General features: G+C 65.2%; 23 protein-coding genes, 1 tRNA gene and 1 pseudogene. 19 read left to right on the top strand and 6 right to left on the bottom strand.

The features are described 5' to 3' along the window. Window positions 1-12 precede the first annotated feature (12 nt). Window positions 13-1,788 carry an ABC-F family ATP-binding cassette domain-containing protein gene (locus ASD73_RS07495; RefSeq protein ID WP_056373339.1) on the bottom strand — a complete coding sequence of 592 codons (1,776 nt, stop codon included), beginning with the start codon at window positions 1,786-1,788 and terminating at the stop codon, window positions 13-15. Between the two features lie 134 nt (window positions 1,789-1,922). On the opposite strand from ASD73_RS07495, the gene ASD73_RS07490 reads away from it, so the two are divergent. Continuing rightward, window positions 1,923-2,669: an SIMPL domain-containing protein gene (locus ASD73_RS07490; RefSeq protein WP_056371136.1), complete on the top strand. Its 747-nt coding sequence runs from the start codon at window positions 1,923-1,925 to the stop codon at window positions 2,667-2,669. Window positions 2,670-2,689: 20 nt separating this feature from the next. Here ASD73_RS07490 and ASD73_RS07485 read toward each other — a convergent pair whose 3' ends face one another. Next, window positions 2,690-3,370 carry a prolyl hydroxylase family protein gene (locus ASD73_RS07485; RefSeq protein WP_235534230.1) on the bottom strand — a complete coding sequence of 227 codons (681 nt, stop codon included), beginning with the start codon at window positions 3,368-3,370 and terminating at the stop codon, window positions 2,690-2,692. A 113-nt stretch (window positions 3,371-3,483) separates the two neighbouring features. On the opposite strand from ASD73_RS07485, the gene ASD73_RS07480 reads away from it, so the two are divergent. The 13 genes from ASD73_RS07480 (at window position 3,484) to ASD73_RS07425 (ending at window position 13,690) form a co-directional block, all read left to right on the top strand. Continuing rightward, window positions 3,484-3,560: transfer RNA gene (locus tag ASD73_RS07480), tRNA-His, on the top strand. A gap of 98 nt (window positions 3,561-3,658) precedes the next feature. After that, window positions 3,659-4,708, top strand: coding sequence for a Glu/Leu/Phe/Val family dehydrogenase (locus ASD73_RS07475; protein WP_056371134.1), 1,050 nt, complete (start codon window positions 3,659-3,661; stop codon window positions 4,706-4,708). A gap of 85 nt (window positions 4,709-4,793) precedes the next feature. Next, window positions 4,794-5,147 carry a YbaN family protein gene (locus ASD73_RS07470; RefSeq protein ID WP_056371132.1) on the top strand — a complete coding sequence of 118 codons (354 nt, stop codon included), beginning with the start codon at window positions 4,794-4,796 and terminating at the stop codon, window positions 5,145-5,147. 210 nt (window positions 5,148-5,357) lie between these two features. Next, window positions 5,358-6,092, top strand: a complete 735-nt coding sequence (gene ccmC / locus ASD73_RS07465) for a heme ABC transporter permease CcmC (RefSeq protein ID WP_056371130.1) — start codon at window positions 5,358-5,360, stop codon at window positions 6,090-6,092. Between the two features lie 3 nt (window positions 6,093-6,095). Then, window positions 6,096-6,251, top strand: coding sequence for a hypothetical protein (locus ASD73_RS23020; protein WP_200934911.1), 156 nt, complete (start codon window positions 6,096-6,098; stop codon window positions 6,249-6,251). Then, window positions 6,248-6,685: a cytochrome c maturation protein CcmE gene (ccmE, locus tag ASD73_RS07460; protein WP_056371128.1), complete on the top strand. Its 438-nt coding sequence runs from the start codon at window positions 6,248-6,250 to the stop codon at window positions 6,683-6,685. The genes ASD73_RS23020 and ccmE overlap by 4 nt, the downstream gene beginning before the upstream one ends. Next, window positions 6,682-8,652 carry a heme lyase CcmF/NrfE family subunit gene (locus ASD73_RS07455; protein ID WP_056371126.1) on the top strand — a complete coding sequence of 657 codons (1,971 nt, stop codon included), beginning with the start codon at window positions 6,682-6,684 and terminating at the stop codon, window positions 8,650-8,652. The genes ccmE and ASD73_RS07455 overlap by 4 nt, the downstream gene beginning before the upstream one ends. Beyond that, entirely contained in the window at window positions 8,649-9,179 is a 531-nt protein-coding gene (locus ASD73_RS07450) for a DsbE family thiol:disulfide interchange protein (RefSeq protein WP_056371124.1), read from the top strand. Before ASD73_RS07455 ends, ASD73_RS07450 begins: the two co-directional genes overlap by 4 nt. Next, complete coding sequence (locus ASD73_RS07445; protein WP_056371122.1) at window positions 9,176-9,610, top strand: cytochrome c-type biogenesis protein; 435 nt, start codon at window positions 9,176-9,178, stop codon at window positions 9,608-9,610. The genes ASD73_RS07450 and ASD73_RS07445 overlap by 4 nt, the downstream gene beginning before the upstream one ends. Continuing rightward, complete coding sequence (locus ASD73_RS07440; protein WP_056371119.1) at window positions 9,607-10,278, top strand: tetratricopeptide repeat protein; 672 nt, start codon at window positions 9,607-9,609, stop codon at window positions 10,276-10,278. Before ASD73_RS07445 ends, ASD73_RS07440 begins: the two co-directional genes overlap by 4 nt. 39 nt (window positions 10,279-10,317) lie before the next feature. Further along, entirely contained in the window at window positions 10,318-12,279 is a 1,962-nt protein-coding gene (locus ASD73_RS07435; RefSeq protein WP_056371117.1) for a potassium transporter Kup, read from the top strand. Window positions 12,280-12,368: 89 nt separating this feature from the next. Next, the gene (locus tag ASD73_RS07430) at window positions 12,369-13,214 is read left to right on the top strand and encodes a hypothetical protein (protein ID WP_056371115.1); all 846 of its coding nucleotides are present in this window, start codon (window positions 12,369-12,371) and stop codon (window positions 13,212-13,214) included. Continuing rightward, window positions 13,214-13,690: an AHH domain-containing protein gene (locus ASD73_RS07425; protein WP_056371113.1), complete on the top strand. Its 477-nt coding sequence runs from the start codon at window positions 13,214-13,216 to the stop codon at window positions 13,688-13,690. Before ASD73_RS07430 ends, ASD73_RS07425 begins: the two co-directional genes overlap by 1 nt. 60 nt (window positions 13,691-13,750) lie before the next feature. On the opposite strand, the gene ASD73_RS07420 is transcribed toward ASD73_RS07425, so the two are convergent. Both ASD73_RS07420 and ASD73_RS07415 read right to left on the bottom strand, forming a co-directional pair. Beyond that, entirely contained in the window at window positions 13,751-14,185 is a 435-nt protein-coding gene (locus ASD73_RS07420) for a DUF4279 domain-containing protein (protein ID WP_056371111.1), read from the bottom strand. An 85-nt stretch (window positions 14,186-14,270) separates the two neighbouring features. Further along, the gene (locus tag ASD73_RS07415; RefSeq protein WP_056371109.1) at window positions 14,271-15,242 is read right to left on the bottom strand and encodes an NAD(P)H-dependent flavin oxidoreductase; all 972 of its coding nucleotides are present in this window, start codon (window positions 15,240-15,242) and stop codon (window positions 14,271-14,273) included. A 310-nt stretch (window positions 15,243-15,552) separates the two neighbouring features. On the opposite strand from ASD73_RS07415, the gene ASD73_RS07410 reads away from it, so the two are divergent. Beyond that, on the top strand, window positions 15,553-16,431 hold the full coding sequence (locus ASD73_RS07410; protein WP_056371107.1) for an OmpA family protein: 879 nt from the start codon (window positions 15,553-15,555) through the stop codon (window positions 16,429-16,431). 89 nt (window positions 16,432-16,520) lie between these two features. On the opposite strand, the gene ASD73_RS07405 is transcribed toward ASD73_RS07410, so the two are convergent. After that, entirely contained in the window at window positions 16,521-17,015 is a 495-nt protein-coding gene (locus tag ASD73_RS07405) for a hypothetical protein (RefSeq protein ID WP_056371104.1), read from the bottom strand. A gap of 54 nt (window positions 17,016-17,069) precedes the next feature. Next, complete coding sequence (locus tag ASD73_RS07400) at window positions 17,070-17,897, bottom strand: alpha/beta fold hydrolase (protein WP_056371102.1); 828 nt, start codon at window positions 17,895-17,897, stop codon at window positions 17,070-17,072. Between the two features lie 128 nt (window positions 17,898-18,025). On the opposite strand from ASD73_RS07400, the gene ASD73_RS07395 reads away from it, so the two are divergent. The 4 genes and pseudogenes from ASD73_RS07395 to ASD73_RS07380 all read left to right on the top strand — a co-directional run bounded on the left by ASD73_RS07395 (window position 18,026) and on the right by ASD73_RS07380 (window position 21,538). Continuing rightward, window positions 18,026-19,036, top strand: a complete 1,011-nt coding sequence (locus ASD73_RS07395; protein WP_056373334.1) for a GlxA family transcriptional regulator — start codon at window positions 18,026-18,028, stop codon at window positions 19,034-19,036. An 89-nt stretch (window positions 19,037-19,125) separates the two neighbouring features. Then, window positions 19,126-19,476 (top strand): annotated as a pseudogene (locus tag ASD73_RS07390) (YciI family protein); the annotation flags it as partial. Between the two features lie 134 nt (window positions 19,477-19,610). Then, entirely contained in the window at window positions 19,611-20,873 is a 1,263-nt protein-coding gene (locus ASD73_RS07385; protein WP_056371098.1) for an RNA polymerase sigma factor, read from the top strand. Then, a complete protein-coding gene (locus ASD73_RS07380; protein WP_200934909.1) occupies window positions 20,870-21,538 on the top strand; it encodes a DUF6445 family protein in 669 nt (222 codons plus the stop codon). The genes ASD73_RS07385 and ASD73_RS07380 overlap by 4 nt, the downstream gene beginning before the upstream one ends. The last annotated feature ends 168 nt before the right edge of the window (window positions 21,539-21,706 follow it).

Raw genomic sequence — 21,706 nt, 5'->3', positions numbered from 1 at the left:
GGCTTTTGGATGTCATCCCAGAGCTTCGACCTCTTCGGCCAGTTCCAGCCAGCGGTCTTCGGCCGCCGCCTTTTCCTCGCGGAGTTGTTCGAGCTTGGCCGTCAGTGCGTTGAAGCGCGCATTGTCGCGCGTGAAGAGGCTGCCGTCGGATAGTTCGCTCTCGATCCCGGCCATTTCCTTCTCGATCGCTTCGATCCGGCCGGGCAGCAGGTCGTAATCGCGCTGGTCCTTGTAGCTGAGCTTCTTGCGCGCGGTCGGCGGGGGCAGCGGCGCGGCGGTCGCGGCCCTGGCTTTTACGGTGTTGGGCTTGATCCGCTTTGCCTCCCAATCGGCATAGCCGCCCGCGACGATGTCGACCCTGCCCGATCCGTCGAGGCCGAGCGTCACGGTGACGGTGCGGTCGAGGAAGTCGCGGTCGTGGCTGACGAGCAGCACGGTGCCGGCATAGTCGGCGATGACTTCCTGCAAGAGGTCGAGCGTTTCGAGGTCGAGATCGTTTGTCGGCTCGTCGAGCACGAGCAGGTTCGATTCGCGGGCGAATTCGCGCGCGAGGAGAAGGCGCGAACGTTCGCCGCCCGAGAGCGCGCCGACGCTCGCCTCCATGACGCCGGGGTCGAACAGGAATTCCTTGAGATAGCCCTGGATATGCTTTTTGACTCCGCGCACTTCGACCCAGTCGCCGCCGTCGGCGAGGATGTCGCGGACGGTTTTGTCCGGCGACATCAGGCTGCGCTGCTGGTCGATGATGATGCCGTCGAGCGTCGGGGCGAGGGTGATGCTGCCTTCGTCGGGCTGGATCTCGCCGGTGAGGAGCTTGAGCAGGGTCGACTTGCCCGCGCCGTTCGCGCCGACGATGCCGATGCGGTCGCCGCGCTGGACACGGAAGTCGAAATTCTTGATGATCGTGCGGTCGCCGAAGCTTTTGGATACGCCCTCGGCGACGATCACCGATTTCGAGCGGACGTCGTCGTTGGCGAGGCCGAGCTTGGCGACGCCGGGGCCGCCGATCATCGCAGCGCGGGTCGCGCGCATTTCCTTGAGCTTTTCGAGACGGCCCTGATTGCGCTTGCGGCGCGCGGTGACGCCGCGTTCGAGCCAATGCGCCTCGAGCCGCAGTTTCGAATCGAGGCGCTGAGCGGCGCGGGCCTCTTCGGCGGCGACGGCGTCGCTCCATTCCTCGAAGCCGCCGAAGCCGATTTCCTTGCGGCGGATGCTGCCGCGGTCGAGCCACAGCGTCTGGCGCGTCAGGCGGGTGAGGAAGGTGCGATCGTGGCTGATCGCGACGAAGGCGCCGGTGTAGCGCGCGAGCCAGGATTCGAGCCAGTCGATCGCGGCGAGGTCGAGGTGGTTGGTCGGCTCGTCGAGCAGCAACACGTCGGGGTTCTGCGCGAGCGCGCGGGCGAGCGCGGCGCGGCGGCGTTCGCCGCCCGAGGCGCTGGCGGCGGTGCGGCTCATGTCGATGCCGAGCTGGTCGGCAATCGCGGCGACCTCGAATTCCTCCGGCGCGTGCGGCGCGGCGACGGCGAAATCCATCAGCGTCGCGAAGGACGAAAAATCGGGTTCCTGTTCGAGCATCACGACATGCGTGCCGGGGACGATCACGCGTTTGCCCTTGTCGGCGTCGATCTGGCCGGCGAGCAGCTTGAGCAAGGTCGTCTTGCCCGCGCCGTTGCGGCCGATCAGCGCGAGGCGGTCGCGTTCGCCGACATAGATGTCGAGATCCTGGAACAGCCAGCCGCTGCCCTGCACAAGGCCGAGGCCTTCGTATGAAAGAATAGGAGCTGCCATGATGAACGGCGCGCTACCGATACGTTCAGCATCATGCAAGCGCCGTCCGCGCAAAGGCCGGAACGGGTTCGCTCCGTCTGCGTTACGGGGCGGAGATCAGGAACCACCGGAAGCCCGGTTCACAGGAGAATGAAATGACGAAGCAATTGTTCGCCGTTATGGCAACCGGACTGGCGCTGATGGCGGCAACGCCCGCGCTTGCGCAGCAGGGAGGTTCGACGGTGACAGCAGCAACGACCCAGGGCCCGATCCTGACCTTTTCGGTCAGCGAGGAAGTGCGTTCGCGTCCCGACCAGGCGACCGTTGGCGCCGGCGTTACGACGACCGCGCCGACCGCGGTCGAATCGATGCGCGCCAATGCCGCCGCGATGGACAAGCTGATCGCAGCCGTGAAGGCGCGCGGGATCAAGGCCGAGGATATCCAGACGAGCGGCATCAACCTGTCGCCGCAGTATGATTATAACAACCGCACCGACGGCCAGCCGCCGCGCTTCCTTGGCTATCAGGTGAGTAACATGGTGCGCGCGACGACGAGCAAGATCGAGGACATCGGGCCGTTGCTTGACGCGCTCGTTGCCGCGGGCGGCACTAACATCGACGGACCGTCGTTCGGCATGAAGGACCCCGACGCTCAGTTGGTCGGTGCGCGCGGCACCGCGATCAAGGCGGCCGAAGCGAAGGCGCAGGATTATGCGCGCCTCGCGGGCTTCCGCGGCGTCGAGTTAGTGTCGATCAGCGAAGGCGGCAGCTTTGGCCCGCAGCCGCCGATGCCGATGGTTCGGATGGCGATGGACGCCGGTTCGGCGAAGGCGACCCCGGTCGAGCCGGGTCGGGTCGCCAATACGCTGACGCTGAATTTCCAGTATCGTCTGGTGAAGTAAGCAGCGGGCGGGAGCTGGCCTTAGGCCAGCTCCCCCTCGGCCCATGGCCAGGGGCGTTCGCGGAACCATTTCGTGATGATATATTTGCGGCCTTTGCGCACCTTCATCCCGTGATGGAGCGTGTCGGGGTTGGCGGTGCCGTCGAGGTGGACATTGTTCCACGCGAGCAGCTTCCCGGCCTCGGGCTGGTGCATCTTGCCGGTCGCGAGGAAGCGCGTCGCGCCCCCGGCGGCGGGTTCGTTGAGGTAGATCATCAGCGTCCAGCTGCGCTGGCCGGGAATCGCGCAATAGGTTTCCCAATCGCTGCCGTGCGGGTCGAAATAATCGGTGTGTGCCTTGAATTCCTGTCCGACGTCGTAGCGCTGGCCCTGCATCGGTTCGCCATATTCGCGCGGGATGCCGGTGAGCTCGTGGAGCCGATCGTTGACCGCGATAACGATCGGGTCGCGATGGTCGAGGTCGCAGGTCGTGCTGGTGCGAAAGGCGTCGTCACCATTCGGGTCGGCGATTGTCGATGGCCGCACGTCGCGGTCGATTTGCGCGATCAGCGCGGTACAGGTTTCGGCGTCGAGAAAGCCCGACAGCATGAACTGCTGCAGCTTTGGCGTCGGCGCGCGGCGGATACCGGGAACGGCGGCGAGCCGCTCGGCGGTACGGTCGGCGCCCGAGGTCGCCATGTCGACATGTTCGTTCGCAGCCATGGCCCGCTTTTTAGCAGGGAAGCGCGTGCGAACAATGCTTGACGAGCGGGGGGATGCGCGCCTATTCGCCGCGCGCTGTCGAGGGTGCTTCGTGCGCGCTCTTCGCTTATGTGGCGACCATAGCTCAGTTGGTTAGAGCGCCGGTTTGTGGTACCGGAGGTCGCGGGTTCGAGCCCCGTTGGTCGCCCCATTTTCTCTATCTTCGCGCACATGCGGGATTTGGGGTGACTCTCAGCCCCTATCGGATTATTGCGTTCGGACGTAATTTTCTAATGCGAGGATGAGTCTATGTCCGCTGTCTGGGATTTCGCCGATTTCGACGATCATGAACATGTCCATATGTTCCGCGATCGCGCCAGCGGGCTGACCGCGGTTATTGCCGTCCACTCGACGCACCTCGGCCCCGGCGCGGGCGGCGTGCGCTATTGGCATTATCCGCAGCGTGCGGCGGCGATCACCGACGCGCTGCGCCTGTCGCGCGGCATGAGCTACAAGAATGCGATGGCCGGCCTGCCGATGGGCGGCGGCAAGGGCGTGATCCTTGCCGACGAACATGGTGCGAAGACCCCCGAACTGCTCGCGGCGTTCGGCCGGTCGGTCGAGTCGCTGGGCGGCGCCTATGTGACCGCCGAGGATGTCGGGATCACCGACGCCGATATGGTCCAGATTTCGAAGCACACCAAGCATGTCAGCGGCCTGCCGGTGGCGAGCGGCGAAGCGGGCGGCGATCCCGGCCCGCTGACCGCGCTCGGCGTCTATCTCGGCATCAAGGCGGCGATTCGCGAAGGGCTGAACACCGACAGCGCGAAGGATGTCCGGATCGCGATCCAGGGTGTCGGCAGCGTTGGCGGCGGCGTCGCGCGGCGGCTGGCGGCCGAAGGCGCGAAGCTGACCCTCGCCGACGTCAATCTGGCGCGCGCCAAGGAACTCGCCGACGAACTCGGCGCTGAGCTGGCCGATTCGGCGGCGATCATGGAGGTCGAGGCCGACGTGCTGAGCCCCAACGCGCTCGGCGCGATCCTGACCGAGGCAAGCATCGAGAAACTGCGCGTGCCGATCATCGCGGGCGGTGCGAACAACCAGCTCGCGACCGCGGCCGACGGCCAGCGCATCCATGACCGCGGCATCGTCTATGCCCCCGATTATGTGATCAACGCGGGCGGCATCATCAACGTCGCGCTGGAATATCTGGGGCAGGGCAGCCGCGAGGAAGTCGAGAGCCGCATCCACCTGATACCCGGCCGGCTCGCCGAAATCTGGGCCGAGAGCAAGGCGAGCGGCACGCCGGCGGCGTCGGTCGCCGACCGGATGGCGCAGAAGCTGATCGGGCGGGGTTGAACGAAATAGCCCCTCTCCTTCAGGGGAGGGGCATAAACGCTTCGAGGGCTGGCGCGCGGTCTGATTTCCGCTAAGCCAGCCGTCGATGAAACGGCATTTTTATCTGGTCGCGGGCTGGGCGTCGTTGGGGCTTGGCGCGATTGGCGCGTTTCTGCCGCTGTTGCCGACGGTGCCGTTCGTCATTCTCGCCGCCTTTTGTTTTGCGCGCTCATCGCCGCGGCTCGAGAACTGGCTGCTGACGCACCCTCATTTCGGCCACCATATCGCGGCGTGGCGCGAGAAGGGCGCGATCAGCCGCAAGGGCAAGATCGCCGCGACGGCCGCCTTTGCCTTCAGTATTATCCTTGCCGCGATCTTTTCGCCCTGGCCGTGGGTGATGGTGCCGGTAATTGCCGCTGCCGTCACCGGAAGCTGGATATGGACGCGGCCCGAGGGGTGAGTTCGCTTCACGTCTTTCGTCACCCCGGACTTGATCCGGGGTCCACGACTTCAAGAACGCCCACGGATCCCGGATCAAGTCCGGGATGGCGAGGGTCTAGTGGTCAAAGGCTTGACCTTCGGCGTAGGGGAGCGGCACAAGCCTCGCCGGGTCGCGCCGGGCAAATTGCTGGACCGCTTTCTCCGGCTCGCCTAAGGACGACGCGATCCGATGCACGCCTACGCTAATCCCACGCGCTTTCTTGCGATTGCCAAGCCGCTGACGCCGTGGTTGCTCGGTGCCGGGCTGTTGCTTGTGCTCGCTGGCGGCTGGGCCGGGCTCGCGATGGTGCCAGGCGATTACAAGCAGGGCGAAACCGCACGCATCCTTTATGTCCATGTCCCGTCGGCCTGGCTCGGCATGGGCGGCTGGACGTCGCTGGCGATCGCGGGGCTGATCCAGCTTGTCTGGCGGCATCCGCTGTCGGGCATCGCGGCGCGCGCGATCGCGGTGCCGGGGATGCTGTTCACCGCGCTGTGCCTTGCGACCGGATCGATCTGGGGACGCCCGACCTGGGGAACCTGGTGGGAATGGGACGGGCGGATGACGTCGATGCTCGTCCTGCTGTTTCTCTACGCGGGCTTCATTGCACTGACGAGCGGCGATGACGGGCAAAGGCAGGGCGGATCGCTTTCGCGCGGCGCGGCGATCTATGCACTCGTCGGCGCGATCAACATTCCGATCATCAACCGCAGCGTCGTATGGTGGAACAGCCTGCATCAGGGGCCGAGCATCACGCTGGGCGGATCGAGCATCGACGGCGCGTTGCTGTGGCCCTTGGGCTTGACCGTGCTCGGCTTTTCGTTGCTATTCGGCGCCATCGTCTTGATGCGGATGCGGCGGATCATCGCCGACAACCGCGTCGCGGCGCGGCTCAGGCGGCTCGCGGACGACGAAGGGGACTGACGCGTGACGGGGGTGATTAGCGGGAGCGGGCAATGGGCGTTTGTCGCCGCGGCCTATGGGCTGACGGCCGTGCTGACCGGCGCGGTGCTGTGGGCCAGCTGGCGCGCGATGAAAAAGGCCGAAAAGCGCAGCGACGCGCTGCGAAAGGACCGCAAGTGAAGGCCAAACATCAACGGCTGATACTGGCGTTGGTCGCGCTGTGCGGTGTCGCGGGCGCGGGTGTGCTCGCGGCGAGCGCATTGCGCGACGAAGCCGCCTATTTCCGTACGCCGGTCGAGATCGAGGGCGGCAAGGCCGCAGTCGATGAGCCGATGCGGCTGGGCGGGATGGTCGCCAAGGGCAGCATCAAACGGCAGGCCGACGGGCTGACCATCCGCTTCGTCGCGACCGACGGCAAGGCGTCGGTGCCGGTCGAATATAAGGGCATCGTCCCCGACCTGTTCGGCGAGGAGAGCGGCATGGTCGCCGACGGCCGGATGCGCGCCGACGGGATTTTCGTAGCCGACCGCATCCTCGCCAAGCATGACGAACGCTATATGCCGCCGCAGATGGGCGACATGCCGAAGAATATGAAGGCGCCGGCAACGACATGATTGCCGAACTCGGTCTGGCCCTGCTGTGGATCGCGGCCGCGCTCGCGTGCCTGTCGCTCGTCGCGGGAACCTTGTTCCTGCGCGGGGGACCGAAGGATCTGGCGGCGCTCGTGCGGCCGGCGAGCGTTGCGCAGGGCGTGCTCACCGCGGCGGCGTTCGGCCTGCTGATCGCGCTGTTCGTGCGCTCGGACATGTCGGTCGAACTGGTCGCGCGCAACAGCAACAGTTTGAAACCGATGATCTTCAAGGTCGCGGGGACGTGGGGCAATCATGAGGGCTCGATGCTGCTCTGGCTGATGATCCTGTCGCTGTCAGGCGGGTTGATCGCGATTTTCGAAAAGCGGCTGCGCGAGGACACGCTGGTCGCGACATTGGCTGCGCAAGCGGCGCTGAGCCTCGGCTTTTTCGCATTTCTCCTCTTCTCGTCGAACCCGTTCAAGCGGCTTCCGGTGGCGCCGCCCGACGGGCAGGGGCTTAACCCGCTGCTCCAGGACATCGGGCTCGCCTTCCATCCGCCGACGCTTTACGTCGGCTATGTCGGGCTGTCGGTCGCGTTCAGCTTTGCCGTCGGCGCGCTGATCACACGCGAGATTGGACCCGCCTTCGCCCGCGCGATGCGGCCGTGGGTGCTGGGCAGCTGGATTTTCCTGACGCTCGGCATCACCGCGGGCAGTTACTGGGCCTATTATGAGCTTGGCTGGGGCGGCTGGTGGTTCTGGGATCCGGTCGAGAATGTCTCGCTGATCCCGTGGCTTGCGGGCGCGGCTTTGCTTCATTCGGTAGCGGTGACCGCCACCCGCAATGCCCTGCGCGCGTGGACGGTAATGCTCGCGGTGATCGGCTTTTCGATGTCGATGGTCGGCACCTTCATCGTGCGGTCGGGACTGCTGACGAGCGTTCACAGCTTTGCCGTCGATCCCGAGCGCGGGACCTTCCTGCTCGCGCTGATGGCGATCTATATCGGCGGCGCGCTGACGCTGTTCGCGCTGCGTGCCGGGAGCGTCGCCGAGGGCAAGAAGTTCGCGCTGCTGAGCCGCGAAGGCTCGCTCGTCATCAACAATCTGCTGCTCACGACGATCCTCGCGCTCGTCCTGCTCGGCACGCTCTATCCGATCGTCGCCGAGGCGATGGGCGAGAAGATTTCGGTCGGCCCGCCTTATTACAACAAGGTCGCGGGGCCGCTCGCGCTGATCCTCTGTCTTGTCATGGTGGCGGGGCCGCTGCTGAGCTGGCGCAAGGATGACGGGAAGCGGCTGTGGTCAAGGCTGCCGCTGGCGATTTTCGCGGGTGCGGTGGTTCTGTTCGGCCTCGTCCTGTTCGGCGGCAAGGTCGGCATTTTGCCGCTGCTCGGCATGACCGTCGCGGGTGTCGTCGCAGTCGCGAGCCTCGCGCCCTTGTGGGGGCGCAACCTGCGCCGCACGCCGCTGGCGACCTGGGGCATGGTTGTGGCGCATTTCGGCGTCGCGGTTTGTCTTGCGGGGATGGGCGCCGAGAGTGCCTTCATCAAGGAACGGCTGGTCGCCGCGGCGCCGGGTGAGGTGATCAAGATCGGCGATTTTGCGGTAAAATTCGCAGGGGTCAAACCGGTGGCGGGGCCGAATTATACCGCGATCGAGGGCACCTTGGTCGCGACCGCCTCTTCGGGTAGCAGTTTCACCATGCGCCCCGAGGCGCGCACCTTCCCAGGTCTGATGGGCACCGCGCCGACCGAGACCAACGAGGCAGCACTGCTGACGCGGCCGGGCGGACAGCTTTATGCCGTGCTGGGCCAGCCGGTGACGAGCGACGACAGCAGCGCCGACCGCTACCAGATCCGCCTGTGGTGGAAACCGCTCGTGTGGTGGATCTGGCTCGGCGGCGCGCTCATCGCCGTCGGCGCATCGCTGTCGCTGCTCGGCCGCGCGCAGTTGCTGAACATCTGGCGCGCGCGCCGCAGCCGCAAATCACAGGAGCGTTTCGCGCCATGAAGAACCGCTGGGTCCTTTTTGTACCGCTGGCGATCATGGGGCTGCTGTTCGGCGCCTTCATCTATCGGCTGGTGACGCCCGCCGAGACGCTGATCCAGTCGCAATGGATCGACAAGCCGATGCCGCTGTTCGACCTGCCGCCCGCGACGGCGGGAGTGGAAGGGCTGAAGAGCAGCCAGCTTGCCGACGGACGGCCGCGGCTGGTCAATGTCTTCGCGAGCTGGTGCATCCCGTGCCGCGCCGAGGCGCCACAGCTCGAGGCGCTCAAGGCCGCGGGCGTTCCGATCGACGGCATCGCGATCCGCGACCGGCCCGAGGATGTCGCGATGTTCCTGCGCGAATATGGCAATCCCTTCGACCGCATCGGGTCGGACATGCAGAGCAGCGTCCAGATCGCGCTGGGGTCGTCGGGTGTGCCCGAAACCTTCCTGATCGACGGCAAGGGCATCATTCGCGAGCAGATCCAGGGCGTGATCCTTGCCGATCAGGTGCCGGGGATTGTCGCCAGGCTCGAGGCGATGAAGTGACGCTCCGGCTCCTGCTTCTCTGCCTGCTCGGGGCATTGGTGCTGCCGTCGGCGGCGCAGGACCGACTGCCGCCCGCGCCCTATGCCTATCAGCAGCTCAAGGATCCGGCGCAGGAAGCGCGGGCGAAGGCGCTCATGGAAGAGTTGCGCTGCCTCGTCTGTCAGGGGCAGTCGATTGCGGATTCCGATGCACCACTCGCGGGCGATATGCGCCACGAAGTGCGCAGCAAGATCGCGGCGGGCGAGAGCCCGGCCGAAATCAAGACATGGCTCGTCGCGCGTTATGGCAATTGGGTCAGCTATGACCCGCCGTTCGACGGCGCCACGGCGCTGCTCTGGCTCGGACCATTGCTCTTCCTCGCGCTCGGCGGATGGCTGGCCTTTGGCCGTTTCCGCCGCGGCGAGAGCGAAGACGGGGAGGATGCGGCATGATCTGGCTGTGGGTCGTACTCGCCGCCCTGCTGACGATCGGCGGCATCTTCTGGCTCGGCAAACTGCCCGCGGCGGCACGGCCGCTGGCGGGGGCGGCGGTGATGCTGGGGCTCGCGGGCTATGCGTTGCAGGGCCATCCGTCGCTGCCCGGCAAGCCCGTTGCGGCGCGCGAGGAGCCCGAGAATTTCGGCAAAGCGCTGACCGATCAGCGGCAAGGCATGTCCGAACGCTTTGGTGCCGCGGCGCAGTGGCTCGGCATGTCCGACGGTTTCGCGCGGACGGGAAAGACCGAGCTCGCGGCGAAGACACTCGAAAAGGGATTGGAGAGATATCCCGATAATGTCGACCTGTGGGTCGGGCTCGGCAATGCGCTGGCGGCGCATGGCGGCGGCGTGATGTCGCCCGCCGCGGCGCTGGCGTTCGACAAGGCGGCGAAGCGGGATCCGTCGCATCCGGCGCCGCCCTTTTTCGCGGGCCTCGCGCTGGCGCAGGGCGGCGACCTGAAAGGCGCCGAGACGGTGTGGAGCCGGCTCCTCGCGCGCAGCCCGGCCGATGCGCCGTGGCGCCCCGATCTGGAGATGCGGCTTGCGCGATTGCGTGACGCACTTGGGCCACAACTGCCCGCCGAAACCCCGGCCGCCGTGCCGGCGCCGGACGTCCCGAATTGAAACCTATTACAAAGGCTCAGGCTCGTCTAAAGGCCCGCAATGACTGCTGAGTCGCAACAGGCGGCGGGCGGCGCCGCGGGCGCCGCGACTGCCGGCGCCGAAACGGCCCATTACGGGCATGGGCATCACAGCGATGGCAAGCTGAAGCTTGCCGTCGGCGCGATCGGTGTCGTGTTCGGCGACATCGGGACCAGCCCGCTCTACGCGTTCCGCGAAACCTTTGCCGGGCATCATCCGATCGAGGCCGACCGGCTGCACATCTATGGCGTGCTCAGCCTCGTCTTCTGGTCGATGATGCTTGTCGTCACCTTCAAATATGTGCTCACGATCATGAAGGCCGACAATAAGGGCGAGGGGGGCAGCCTGGCGCTGCTCGCGCTGATCAGCCGGTCGTCGGGCGAGAAGCGCTGGACATGGCCGATCATCCTGCTCGGGGTGTTCGCGACCGCGCTTTTCTATGGCGACAGCATGATCACCCCGGCGATGTCGGTGCTCTCGGCGACCGAGGGGCTGACCTACGTCAACAAGGGGTTCGAGCCCTATATCGTGCCGATCGCGCTCGCGATCCTCATCGGGCTGTTCGCGATCCAGGCGCGCGGGACGGCGAAGGTCGGGATGCTGTTCGGGCCGATCATGCTCGCTTATTTCACGATGCTGGCGATCCTCGGCATGATCCATATCGTCGATCATCCGGGGATCATCGTCGAGACGCTGAATCCGGTGAACGCGCTGCGCTTTTTCTACGTCGATGGTTTCACCGCCTTCATCGCGCTCGGAGCGGTCGTGCTGGCGGTGACGGGGGCCGAGGCGCTTTATGCCGATATGGGGCATTTCGGGCGCGGGCCGATCGGGCTTAGCTGGCTGACCTTCGTGCTGCCGGCGCTGATGCTCAATTATATGGGGCAGGGCGCGATGGTGCTCGAGGCGGACATGGGACCGCGAAGCGACCTGATCGCCGACCCCTTCTTCCAGATGATGCCCGAGGCGTGGCAGGTGCCCGTCGTCATCCTCGCGATCCTCGCGACGATCATCGCCAGCCAGGCGGTGATTTCGGGCGCCTTCTCGCTGACCCAGCAGGCGATCCAGCTCGGCTTCATGCCGCGTCTGCGCGTCGAGCATACGAGTGCTTCAGCGCAGGGACAGATTTATATCCCGATGGTCAATTGGGGGCTGATGGTGATGGTGATCATCCTCGTGCTCTTCTTCGGATCGTCGAGCAACCTGGCCGCGGCCTATGGCATCGCGGTGACGGGGGCGATGTTCATCGACACCTGCCTGCTCAGCGTCGTGCTCTTCACATTGTGGAAATGGCCGGCGTGGAAGGCGCTGCCGGTGCTCGCGGTCTTTTTCATCGTCGACATCGCGTATTTCGGCGCGAACCTGATCAAGGTGCCCGATGGCGGCTGGGTGCCGCTCGCGATCGGGCTCATCATCTTCACCTTGCTCACCACCTGGTCGCGCGGTCGCAAGCTGATGCAGCAGGAGATGGCCGAAGGCGCGATGCCGATCCCGGTATTCGTGAAGTCGGCGGCGAACAGCGCGACGCGCGTGCCGGGCACCGCGGTGTTCATGACGTCAAGCAGCGACGGCGTGCCGCACGCGCTGCTGCACAACCTCAAGCACAACAAGGTCCTGCACGCGCGGATCATCCTGCTCACGATCAAGATCGCCGACGTGCCTTTCGTGCAGGAGGAGAAATTCTGCCTGCTCGAGGATCTGGGGCAGGGGTTCCATCGGCTTGTGCTCAATTACGGCTTCATGCAGCCGATCGACGTGCCCGAGGCGCTGACCCGCGTGACGAGTTGTGGCGGCGAATTCAAGATGCTCGAAACCAGCTTTTTCCTGTCGCGGCAGACGCTGATCGCGGCGAGCAAGCCCGGCATGCCGATCTGGCGCGAAAAGCTGTTCGCGTGGATGCTGCGCAATTCGGAAAGCGCGATGGAATATTTCCGCCTGCCGACCAATCGCGTCGTCGAACTGGGAAGCCAGGTGGCGATCTAGGTTAACTTTCCGACATCGGGCAATAAGCGTTTGTACATCGGGGTAAGTCTTGCAATGCAAGGTCGACCCAAAAAAGGCCGCGCAATAGCATGGATGTCGGCAACCCTGACGCTCTGATCCTGCCGGTTCCACCGGAACCCTTTGCCCTGATCGTCGGAACGGCGATGCAGGGCGGTTCGAGCGATACCGTCGAAACCGCGCTACGCCGCATGGGGCTGCGGCCCGAGCGCGTCGACGGCGACGGCGCCGATTTGGCCGCGCGGGTCGCGGCACCCCGTTTCCGTCTGACGTTCGGGGCGGTGTCGGTTCTGGCCGGCCCCGCGGCCGATGCCGCGCTGGACCTCGCCGATCCCGATCATCCGTCGACCAGCCTGCTTGCGGCCAGCTTGCCACGACGATGGCGCGAGAGCGGGGCGTGCTGGGTCTTTATCCCGGAGCGTGACCCCAAGCGCGATGGGGCGCCGGGGCCATCGACCGTGCAGCCGACACGAATGCGCGAATTCTTCAAGATGATGGTGCTGCTGATCGACCTGTTCGATGCCAGCCATATCTTCTGGTCGCCGGCGCGGCTGTGGTCGGATGCGCCGCAATTTCGTGCTTCGATCGCCGAAATGCTGGCCAGCGGAATGCCGCCGGTGCTGCACCTCGTCGCGTTCCGGCGCCGCGAAAATGGCGCCGATGCCAGCATGGGAACACGGGGGCTGGTGCTGTTCGCGGGGCAGGAACTGGAAGCGCGAATACCCGTCGGCTGGACCGTCGCCGAAATGGTCCGGCGGCTGTCGCGGCTTGCGCTCGACATGATGCTCAACGGCCCCGTCCAGCATGCGCGGACAATGCGCGGGCTGGAGGCGGGAGAATGGATTGAACTGCTGCCGCCTTTGCGCAGCACGGACCACAGGTCGACCGTCATCGTCGAGTTCGGCCGCGATAGTTGATGCAGCCGCGGGGATGGCAGGGCGCACCGCCGCCGCAAAGTGGGTTCCAGCGCCATCACCTGATCCCCATCGCCCTGACCCAGCGCCCGCAAATGGCGGCGATGTTCGAGCAACTGCATGCCGAAGGTTTCGCGCTCCAGCATTTCGGTCGCAACGGATTGCTGCTCCCCGCGTGCGAGCCGGTGGCGCTGCGGTCCGGTCACGCGCTGCACCGCGGGCCGCATCATGGCTATAACGATGTCATCGCGGCGCGGGTCGAGCGGATCCGGGCACATTTCGCGCTTCACGCACCGGCCGATCCGCGAATGGCACGGCGCACCGCCGCCATGCGCCTGCGCCTGTTGCAGGACACGACGCGCCGCGCCCTGACCGACCGGCACGGCGCGGGTTTCTGGCTCAACCGGCGCGACCCGATGCGGCTGTTCGTCGACCGCCCCTATCTCGACGAGGCGATCGACAGGCTGTTCGGTGCTTAGCGTGCAACGCGGACTTTCGACCGGTTGCGGACGCTTTAAAGAGGCAGGTTTTTCCTAATCTCAGCCGTCTGAAGAAGCGATCGGCCCATCGCCGCTGTCGTATATGTCGAGGTTGAGCGACAAACCACGACGGCCAAGCGCCAGAAGGGTGTCCGCCGAGAGCACCGTTTCTTCGTTTACGCTGTCCATAATAGCCCCGCAGACGATCTCGCTCGTCATCTCGGTGTTAATTCTTTCCCATACAGAATCGTCATCCGGAACTTTTTCGAGCAGTTCCGTTATCAACCGTTCCATTGGCTCGCCGGGCCGCCACCCCGTGGTTAGTTGGAAGCGGCCAGTGCGTGCCACCATCTCCTGACCGTCTTTAGAACGATAGACCTCACCCTTGCGACATTGATAATCGGATGGCTGCCCGAGCCGTTGAGCTAACTCGTCAGGGTCGAGCGTATCTCCGATAAACCACAACGAAACCTTGCACTCTGCAAAATCAACCATTGCGTGAGCATAGCCGATGGAAGTCTCTTTTCCACCCCAAACCAGACATCGCTGAACAGCCCAGCAAGCGGCGTCGGTGCTTGGCTTATAGGCGCACCTTCGCTTCGAGTTCGCGGCGCGCGGCGAAATATTGTGCTTCGAGTTCGGCGACATATTCGGCGACCGGGCGGACCGCGGTGACTGGGCCGATGCCCTGGCCCGATCCCCAGATATCCTTCCACGCCTTGACCTTGGTATTGCCGCCCGAGCCGAAATTCATCGTCTTGAGATCGCCCTCGGGCAGATTGTCGGGATCCATGCCTGCGGCGACGATCGATTGGCGAAGATAGTTGCCGTGCACGCCGGTAAAGAGGTTCGAATAGACGATGTCGCCGGCGCGTCCCTCGACGATACCGTTTTTGTAGCTGTCTTCGGCATTGGCTTCGGCGGTGGCGATGAAGGCGCTGCCGATATAGGCGAGGTCGGCGCCGCACGCCTGCGCGGCGAGGACCGAGCGGCCGTGGCCGATGGCGCCCGACAGCGCGATCGGGCCGTCGAACCATTCGCGGATTTCCTGCACCAGCGCGAAGGGCGATTGGCGGCCGGCATGACCGCCCGCGCCCGCGGCGACGGGGATCAGGCCGTCGGCGCCTTTTTCGATCGCCTTGCGCGCGAAACGGTCGTCGATGATGTCGTGGAGCGTGATGCCGCCCCAGCCGTGCACCGCCTGATTGAGCTCCTCACGTGCGCCGAGCGAGGTGATCGTGATCGGCACCTTCCATTTCTCGCACGTCGCAATGTCGTCGAGCAGCCGGTCGTTCGATTTATGGACGATCTGGTTGACGGCGTAAGGCGCCGACAAGCGGTCGGGATTGGCGCGGTCCCACGCGGCGAGTTCCTCGGTGATCTGGTGCAGCCATTCATCGAGCAGCGATTGCGGGCGGGCATTGAGCGCCGGGAAACTGCCGACGACGCCCGCCTTGCACTGCGCGATGACAAGCTCGGGTCCCGAAACGATGAACAATGGCGAGCCGATCACGGGCAGGCGCAGGCGGTCGAAAATCGGGGGAAGGGCCATGAATCAGTCTCTCCGGTTGCGGTTTGCAACTGACCTTAACGTAAACGGAAGGTTGCGCAAGCGGGTATCGGGCGAAGCGCGCGTGGCGGACGATCGTCTCGTTGACGGACGCGGGTCACCGAATTTTTGCCCTCGAAAAGCTACAAAATAAAAAAATTACGCTTTTGCGACACGGTCTTATCGGTTCGTCGCACCGTCCGTGCGACGACCTGCGCAACTTTTGACTTCGCCGCGAGTAATCTTGTCCCAGAACGGACCACGCGAACACGCGGGCCCATCTGCGCGGGCGGCTGTTTAGAAGGAGAAGTATATGGGCGCCGTTTCCAAGAGTCCGAAAATTCTATTGGCGCTGGCCCTTTTGGCCGGCACCGCAACGGGAAGCCTCGCGGCTCAAGAGCAGGCCCCGAACGATGGCGAAGTCATGGCGACCGTTGTCGGCACGCTGCCTTCGCCCGACCAGATGACCAAGGGTCCGAAGGTCGAGGGCATCATCGCCGCGCGCACCGATGGCCGCATCAAGGTCGCGACCGCCGACGGTAACAGCACCAGCGTCGCGATCGCCGACTACACCAAGATCAAGAGCAGCGGCGGCTTCCTGGGCCTCGATCGCGACAAGCTTGGCGCGGCTCAACTGCTCAACGGCCTGCCCGTTACCATCGACACGCTGCAGTGGGATGGCGGACTGGTGGCAAGCCAGGTCCAACTCAAGAACAAGGACCTCCGCACCGCATCGATGATCCATACTGGCACCGATCAGCGCTTTGCCGAACAAACAGCGGCAACCGAGGCGCTGCGCAGCCGCGTGGGCGATATCGACCAGTACAACGTCAAGGGCACGACGAACGTGAACTTCGACACCGGCAAGGCGGTGCTGACCGAGCAGGCGAAAGCCGATCTCTGCAGCGCGGCAAGCCAGGCCGACGGGATGGACAACGCCCTGCTGCTGGTCGTTGGCTACACCGATTCGACGGGCAGCCAGGAACTGAACCAGGTGCTCAGCGAAAAGCGCGCAAGCCGCGTCGTCAATCATCTTCAGCAGGCATGCGGCTGGAAGCCCTATCGCATGCTGACTCCCACCGGGATGGCCGAAGCCGACCCGGCGGCGGACAACACCACCCCCGAAGGCAAGGCACAGAATCGCCGCGTTGCGGTGAACATTCTGGTCAGCAAGGGCCTCGACGGTATGTAAGATGCGCGGGGTGGGCGGCGCCCACCCCGGCTCGACCGAATGTGACAAGGGCGGCCCGTGAAGGCCGCCCTTCGTCGTTTCGGGATGGGTCAGGCTGCGATCGGGCGGCGGCTGGCCTTCACGGCGAGAGTGCCGAACAGGATCGCGGTGAGGAGGAGTGCGCCCTGTGCCGCAACGAACGGGGGTTCGGTACCGTTCGGGGCCAGCGCGTTGAGCGCGGGGACCTTCAGGAAGGACTGCACGACCAGAACGAAGAGGTTGAGGTAGAGCGCCGCGGTCGCGCTGATCGCGTAGACGGTGGCGGCGCGGCCCGCGAGCTTGCGGCCGTACCAGGCCCAGAAGGCGACCGCGAGCACCAGCGTCGAGACGATCCCCGTGCCGAGCGCCGGGGTGAAAGCAACGATGGGGAAAAGAAAGCCCGTCAGGCTGGTGAGCAGAGTGAACCACAGGAAGATCGCGTTGGTGCGGGGCAGGATGTGGCCGCGGGCGAAGGCGGGGAGGGCGATAAGGCCCGCGCCGATGCCGACGAAACTGATCAAGACATGCAGTGCGGTGAATTGCGGAATGGTCAAACCGAGGATCATGACACGTCTCCTTTGTAGGTGGAGGCGCGGTCGGGGGCCCGCGCCTCTTCCTTATCAGCTGTTGATGAAGTCGAGAAGATCGGCGTTGAAGCGGTCCTGCTCGGTGACGGTGAGGCCGTGGCTGCCGCCCTTGTAGACCTTGAGCACCGCCTGCTTGACGATCTTGACGGTCGAGAGCGCCGCGGCGCCGATCGGCACGATCTGGTCGTCGTCGCCGTGGAGGACGAGTGTGGGCTTGTCGAACTTCTTGAGGTCTTCGTTGAAGTCGCTTTCCGAAAAGGCGCGGATGCTGTCGAGCAGGCCCTTGAGACCGCCGTTCATGCCCTGCCGCACGAAGTCGTCGCGCACAGCGTCGGACACCGCCGCGCCGTCGCGGTTATAGCCGTAGAAGGGCAGCGTCAGGTCCTTGAAAAATTGCGGGCGGTTGTCGAACGTGCCCTTGCGGATGCCGTCGAAGACGTCGATCGGCAGGCCGCCGGGGTTGGCTTCGGTCTTGAGCATCAGCGGAGGGACCGCGCCGATGAGGGCGACTTTGGCGACGCGGCTCGTGCCGTGACGGCCGATATAGCGGGTGACTTCGCCGCCGCCGGTCGAGTGGCCGACGAGGATCACGTCCTTGAGGCCCAGCTGTTCGATCAGTTCGGCGAGGTCGTCGGCGTACTGGTCCATATTGTTGTTGTCCCAGACCTGATCCGAACGGCCGTGGCTGCGGCGGTCGTGGGCGATGGTGCGGAAGCCCTGATTGGCGAAGAAGACCATCTGCGCGTCCCAGGCGTCGGCGCTGAGCGGCCAGCCGTGCGAGAAGACGATGGGCTGGGCGTCCTTCGGACCCCAGTCCTTGAAGAAGATGTTCGTGCCGTCCTTGGTGGTGATGGTGGTCATGATATGGTTCCTTTCGTTTCGAGAAGGGCGGGGTGTCCGTCCCGGTGATCTGGAAATAGGCCGGGACGATCTTGCGCGGGATTGGCGGACGCGACATTATGCGGGTCGATTCCGACAAAGGAGCCGATATGCCCAAGTTGAAGGTGCCGGACGCCCCGCCCGCGTTGGTCGAGGTCGGGATGATGCTTTACCCCGACTGCCAGACCGGGATGGTTCACGGCATCACCGACCTGTTTCATGTCGCGGGCCGTTTCGCGGTCGATCATGGCCGCAGCCCGATCCGCGTCAGCCATTGGCGGCTGCAAGAGGGCGGGGGATTTGCCCGCTGTTATGACAGTCATGCCGAGGAACAGGCCGCCAATTCCCCTGCGGTGCTGATCGCGCCGGGCAGCTTGCACAAATTGCTCGAGCCCGGCGAGGTCGAGCCGTATGCACGCTGGCTGCTCGACCGGCACGCGCAGGGCGCGGTGCTGGCGTCGAACTGCGGCGGGGCGTTTGCGCTGGCGGCGACGGGATTGCTCAGCGGCCGGCCGGCGACGACGCACTGGTTCTTCGCCGAGGAGTTTCGCAGCCGCTTTCCCGACGTAAGGATGGAGGCCGACCGGATGGTGATCGACGATGGCGACATCGTCACCGCGGGCGGGCTGATGGCGTGGACCGACCTGGGGCTGCGGATCGTCGAACGCTTACTGGGGCCGACGGTGATGATGGAGACCGCGCGCTTCCTGTTGATCGATCCGTCGGGGCGCGAGCAGAAACATTATGCGAGCTTTGCGCCGAAGCTGACGCACGGCGACGAGGCGATATTGAAGGTGCAGCACTGGCTGCAGGCGCGAGGCGCCGGGCCGGTCGCGGTGGCGGAGATGGCGGGCGAGGCGGGGATGGAGGAGCGCACCTTCCAGCGGCGCTTCAAGGCGGCGACGGGAATGACGCCGGTCGAATATGTCCAGCATATCCGCGTCGGCAAGGCGCGCGAACTGCTCGAATTTACCAAGCGGACGGTCGACCAGATCGCATGGTCGGTGGGTTATGAGGATGCGGCGGCGTTCCGCAAATTGTTCCACCGCCTGATCGGCCTGTCGCCGCACGAATATCGGCAGCGTTTTTCGACGCCGCAGTCGCTGGCCGAGGTCGCCTGAAATTTTTTTCAGCTCGTGTCGATTTGGCGGCGGCTCGTTCGTCGTGTTGGCAGGAGCCGCTGTTGGCCCGATCGAAAAGGAGATGGACGATGCGTGTAATGGTCTTTGTCAAAGCGACCGAGGATAGCGAAAAGGGCCTGCCGCCGACCGAGGACATGACCGAAATGTTCGAGGCGATGGGCAAGTATAACGAGGAACTGGTCAACGCCGGCGTGATGGTCGACGGTGACGGGTTGAAACCCTCGTCGGCCGGCAAGCGCATCGCGTTCGACGGCGCGAGCCGCACGGTGATCGACGGCCCCTTCGCCGAGACGCGCGAGCTCGTCGCGGGCTATTGGGTCTGGGAGGTTAAGGACATGGACGAGGCGGTCGCGTGGGCGAAGCGCTGTCCGAACCCGATGCCGGGGCCCAGCGAACTCGAAATCCGTCCTTTCTATGAAATGGAGGATTTCGGTGAGGCGTTGACGCCCGAACTCGCCGAGCAAGAACAGAAGCTGCGCGAAAGGCTCGCCGGCGAATAAGTCGTACCGGTCGCATGCTTGCCTCTCCTGCTCTGTTGCCCGAGAAGGCAGGCATGGCGGCCGACGAAACCCACCGTGCGATCGAAGCGGTGTTCCGGATCGAGCGGGCGCGGTTGATTGCCGCGCTCGCCCGGCTGACGCGCGATGTCGACCGGGCGGAGGAACTGGCGCAGGAGGCGCTGCTGATCGCGCTGACCGAATGGCCGAAGTCGGGAGTGCCCGATAATCCGGGCGCCTGGCTGACCGCGGCGGCGAAACGGCGGGTGATCGACGGCGCCCGGCACCATGCGATGCGGGAGCGGAAACATGCCGAAATCGCCCGCGAACTCGATGAGGAGCGCGATATGAGCGCGGAGGCCATCGAGGCGGCGCTCGACGATCCGCTGGGCGACGAACTGCTCGGGCTGATCTTCGCCGCCTGCCATCCGGTGATTTCGCCCGAGGCACGCGCAGCGCTGACGCTGCGGCTGGTCGGCGGGTTGACGGTCGAGGAGATTGCGCGCGCGTTCCTGTCGAACGAAGCGACGATTGCGGCGCGGATCACGCGCGCCAAGAAGGCGATCGCCAAGGCGGGAGCCCAGTTCGAGGTTCCGCGCGGGGCCGAACTTCAGGCGCGCCTGGGGTCGGTGCTCGAGGTCGTCTATCTGATCTTCAACGAAGGCTATGCCGCGACCGCAGGGGCATCGCTCGTCCGACCGCTGCTGTGCAGCGAGGCGCAGCGGCTGGGGCGCATCCTCGCCGGATTAATGCCCGAGCAGCCCGAGGTGCTGGGTTTGCTCGCGCTGATGGAAATTCAGGCGTCGCGGCTGACGGCGAGGGCGGGACCCGACGGGCGGTTCGTCCCGCTGACCGAACAGAACCGGGCGCGTTGGGACCAGTTGCTGATCCGCCGCGGGTTGAATGCGCTTGATCGGGCCGAGAAACTGGGCGGATCGGATGGAGCCTATGTATTGCAGGCGGCGCTCGCGGCATGTCATGCGCGGGCGCGCTCGGCGGAGGCAACCGACTGGCAGCGTATCGCTGCGCTCTACGACCGGCTAGGGCAGGTGATGCCGTCGCCGGTGGTCGAGCTCAATCGTGCGGTCGCGTACAGCATGGCGTTCGGCCCCGAAGCGGGGTTGCGGCTGGTCGACGCGATCGCCGGGGAGGCGGCACTGCGCAATTATGCGCCGCTGCCCGCCGCGCGCGGCGATTTCCTGTTTCGCGCCGGGCGGCCGGGCGAGGCGAGGGTTCAGTTCGAGGCAGCAGCGGCGCTGTCGAGTAACGAGCGCGAGCGCGACTTCCTGCTCGCGCGCGCCGCGGCATGCGCCGAATGACGTCGGTTCGTATCGAGACGATCGGGACCGAGGCGCAGCCGCTCGTCATCCTCGACGATTTCGCGCCCGATCCCGATCGCTTACGGAGCTTCGCACAGGCGGCGGACTTTACCCCGGCACTTAACCATTTTCCGGGGGTGCGGGCGGCGTTGCCCGCCGCCTATCTCGCGACGCAGCTCCCCATCATTGCGGCCGCCGCTAAAGCGTTTGGAAGAACCGGGCCGATCACCGTGGTCGATGCGAGCTTTTCGATCGTCTCGACACCGGCGCCTGACCTGACCATCCCGCAGCGCCTGCCGCATATCGACGCCTTCACCGAGGATCGCATCGCGCTTGTCCATTATCTGTCGCCCGAAGACGGCGATGGCACCGCCTTCTTTCGCCACCGCTCGACAGGCTTCGAGACGGTGGATGAAATGCGGCGCGACCTGTTCTTTCGGCATCTCGACATTGAAATCCGTCACGGCGGTGTGCCGCCACCCGAGTATGTTCTGGGCGATACGCCGCTGTTTGAATGCATCTGCACCAAGCCGGCGCGCTATAATCGTGCTCTCCTTTACCGCAGTTGGAATCTCCACAGCGGTGCGATCTCGCCAGATAATGCGCTGCCGGCTGACCCCGGCGCCGGGCGGCTGACGGTAACCGGCTTCCTTTCCATCGGTTAAGGCCACGTCCGCCGCGATTTTGGCACGGCTGCGCGACGCTTTCGGGCCGCTGTTCCGGAACGGGACAACGGTCCGTCGCACTTCGGTGTAAGCCGCACGACGAACGCCCTAAGGGGCGCCCGCGCCTTCTTATTGAAACTGGACGATAAACCTGTGGCCTTTCCGATC

It is taken from the genome of Sphingopyxis sp. Root154 (genome assembly GCF_001427105.1).
Taxonomy (GTDB): Bacteria; Pseudomonadota; Alphaproteobacteria; order Sphingomonadales; family Sphingomonadaceae; genus Sphingopyxis.
The sequence above is the reverse complement of the archived record's forward strand: the minus strand, read 5'-3'. Positions and strand labels throughout refer to the sequence as shown.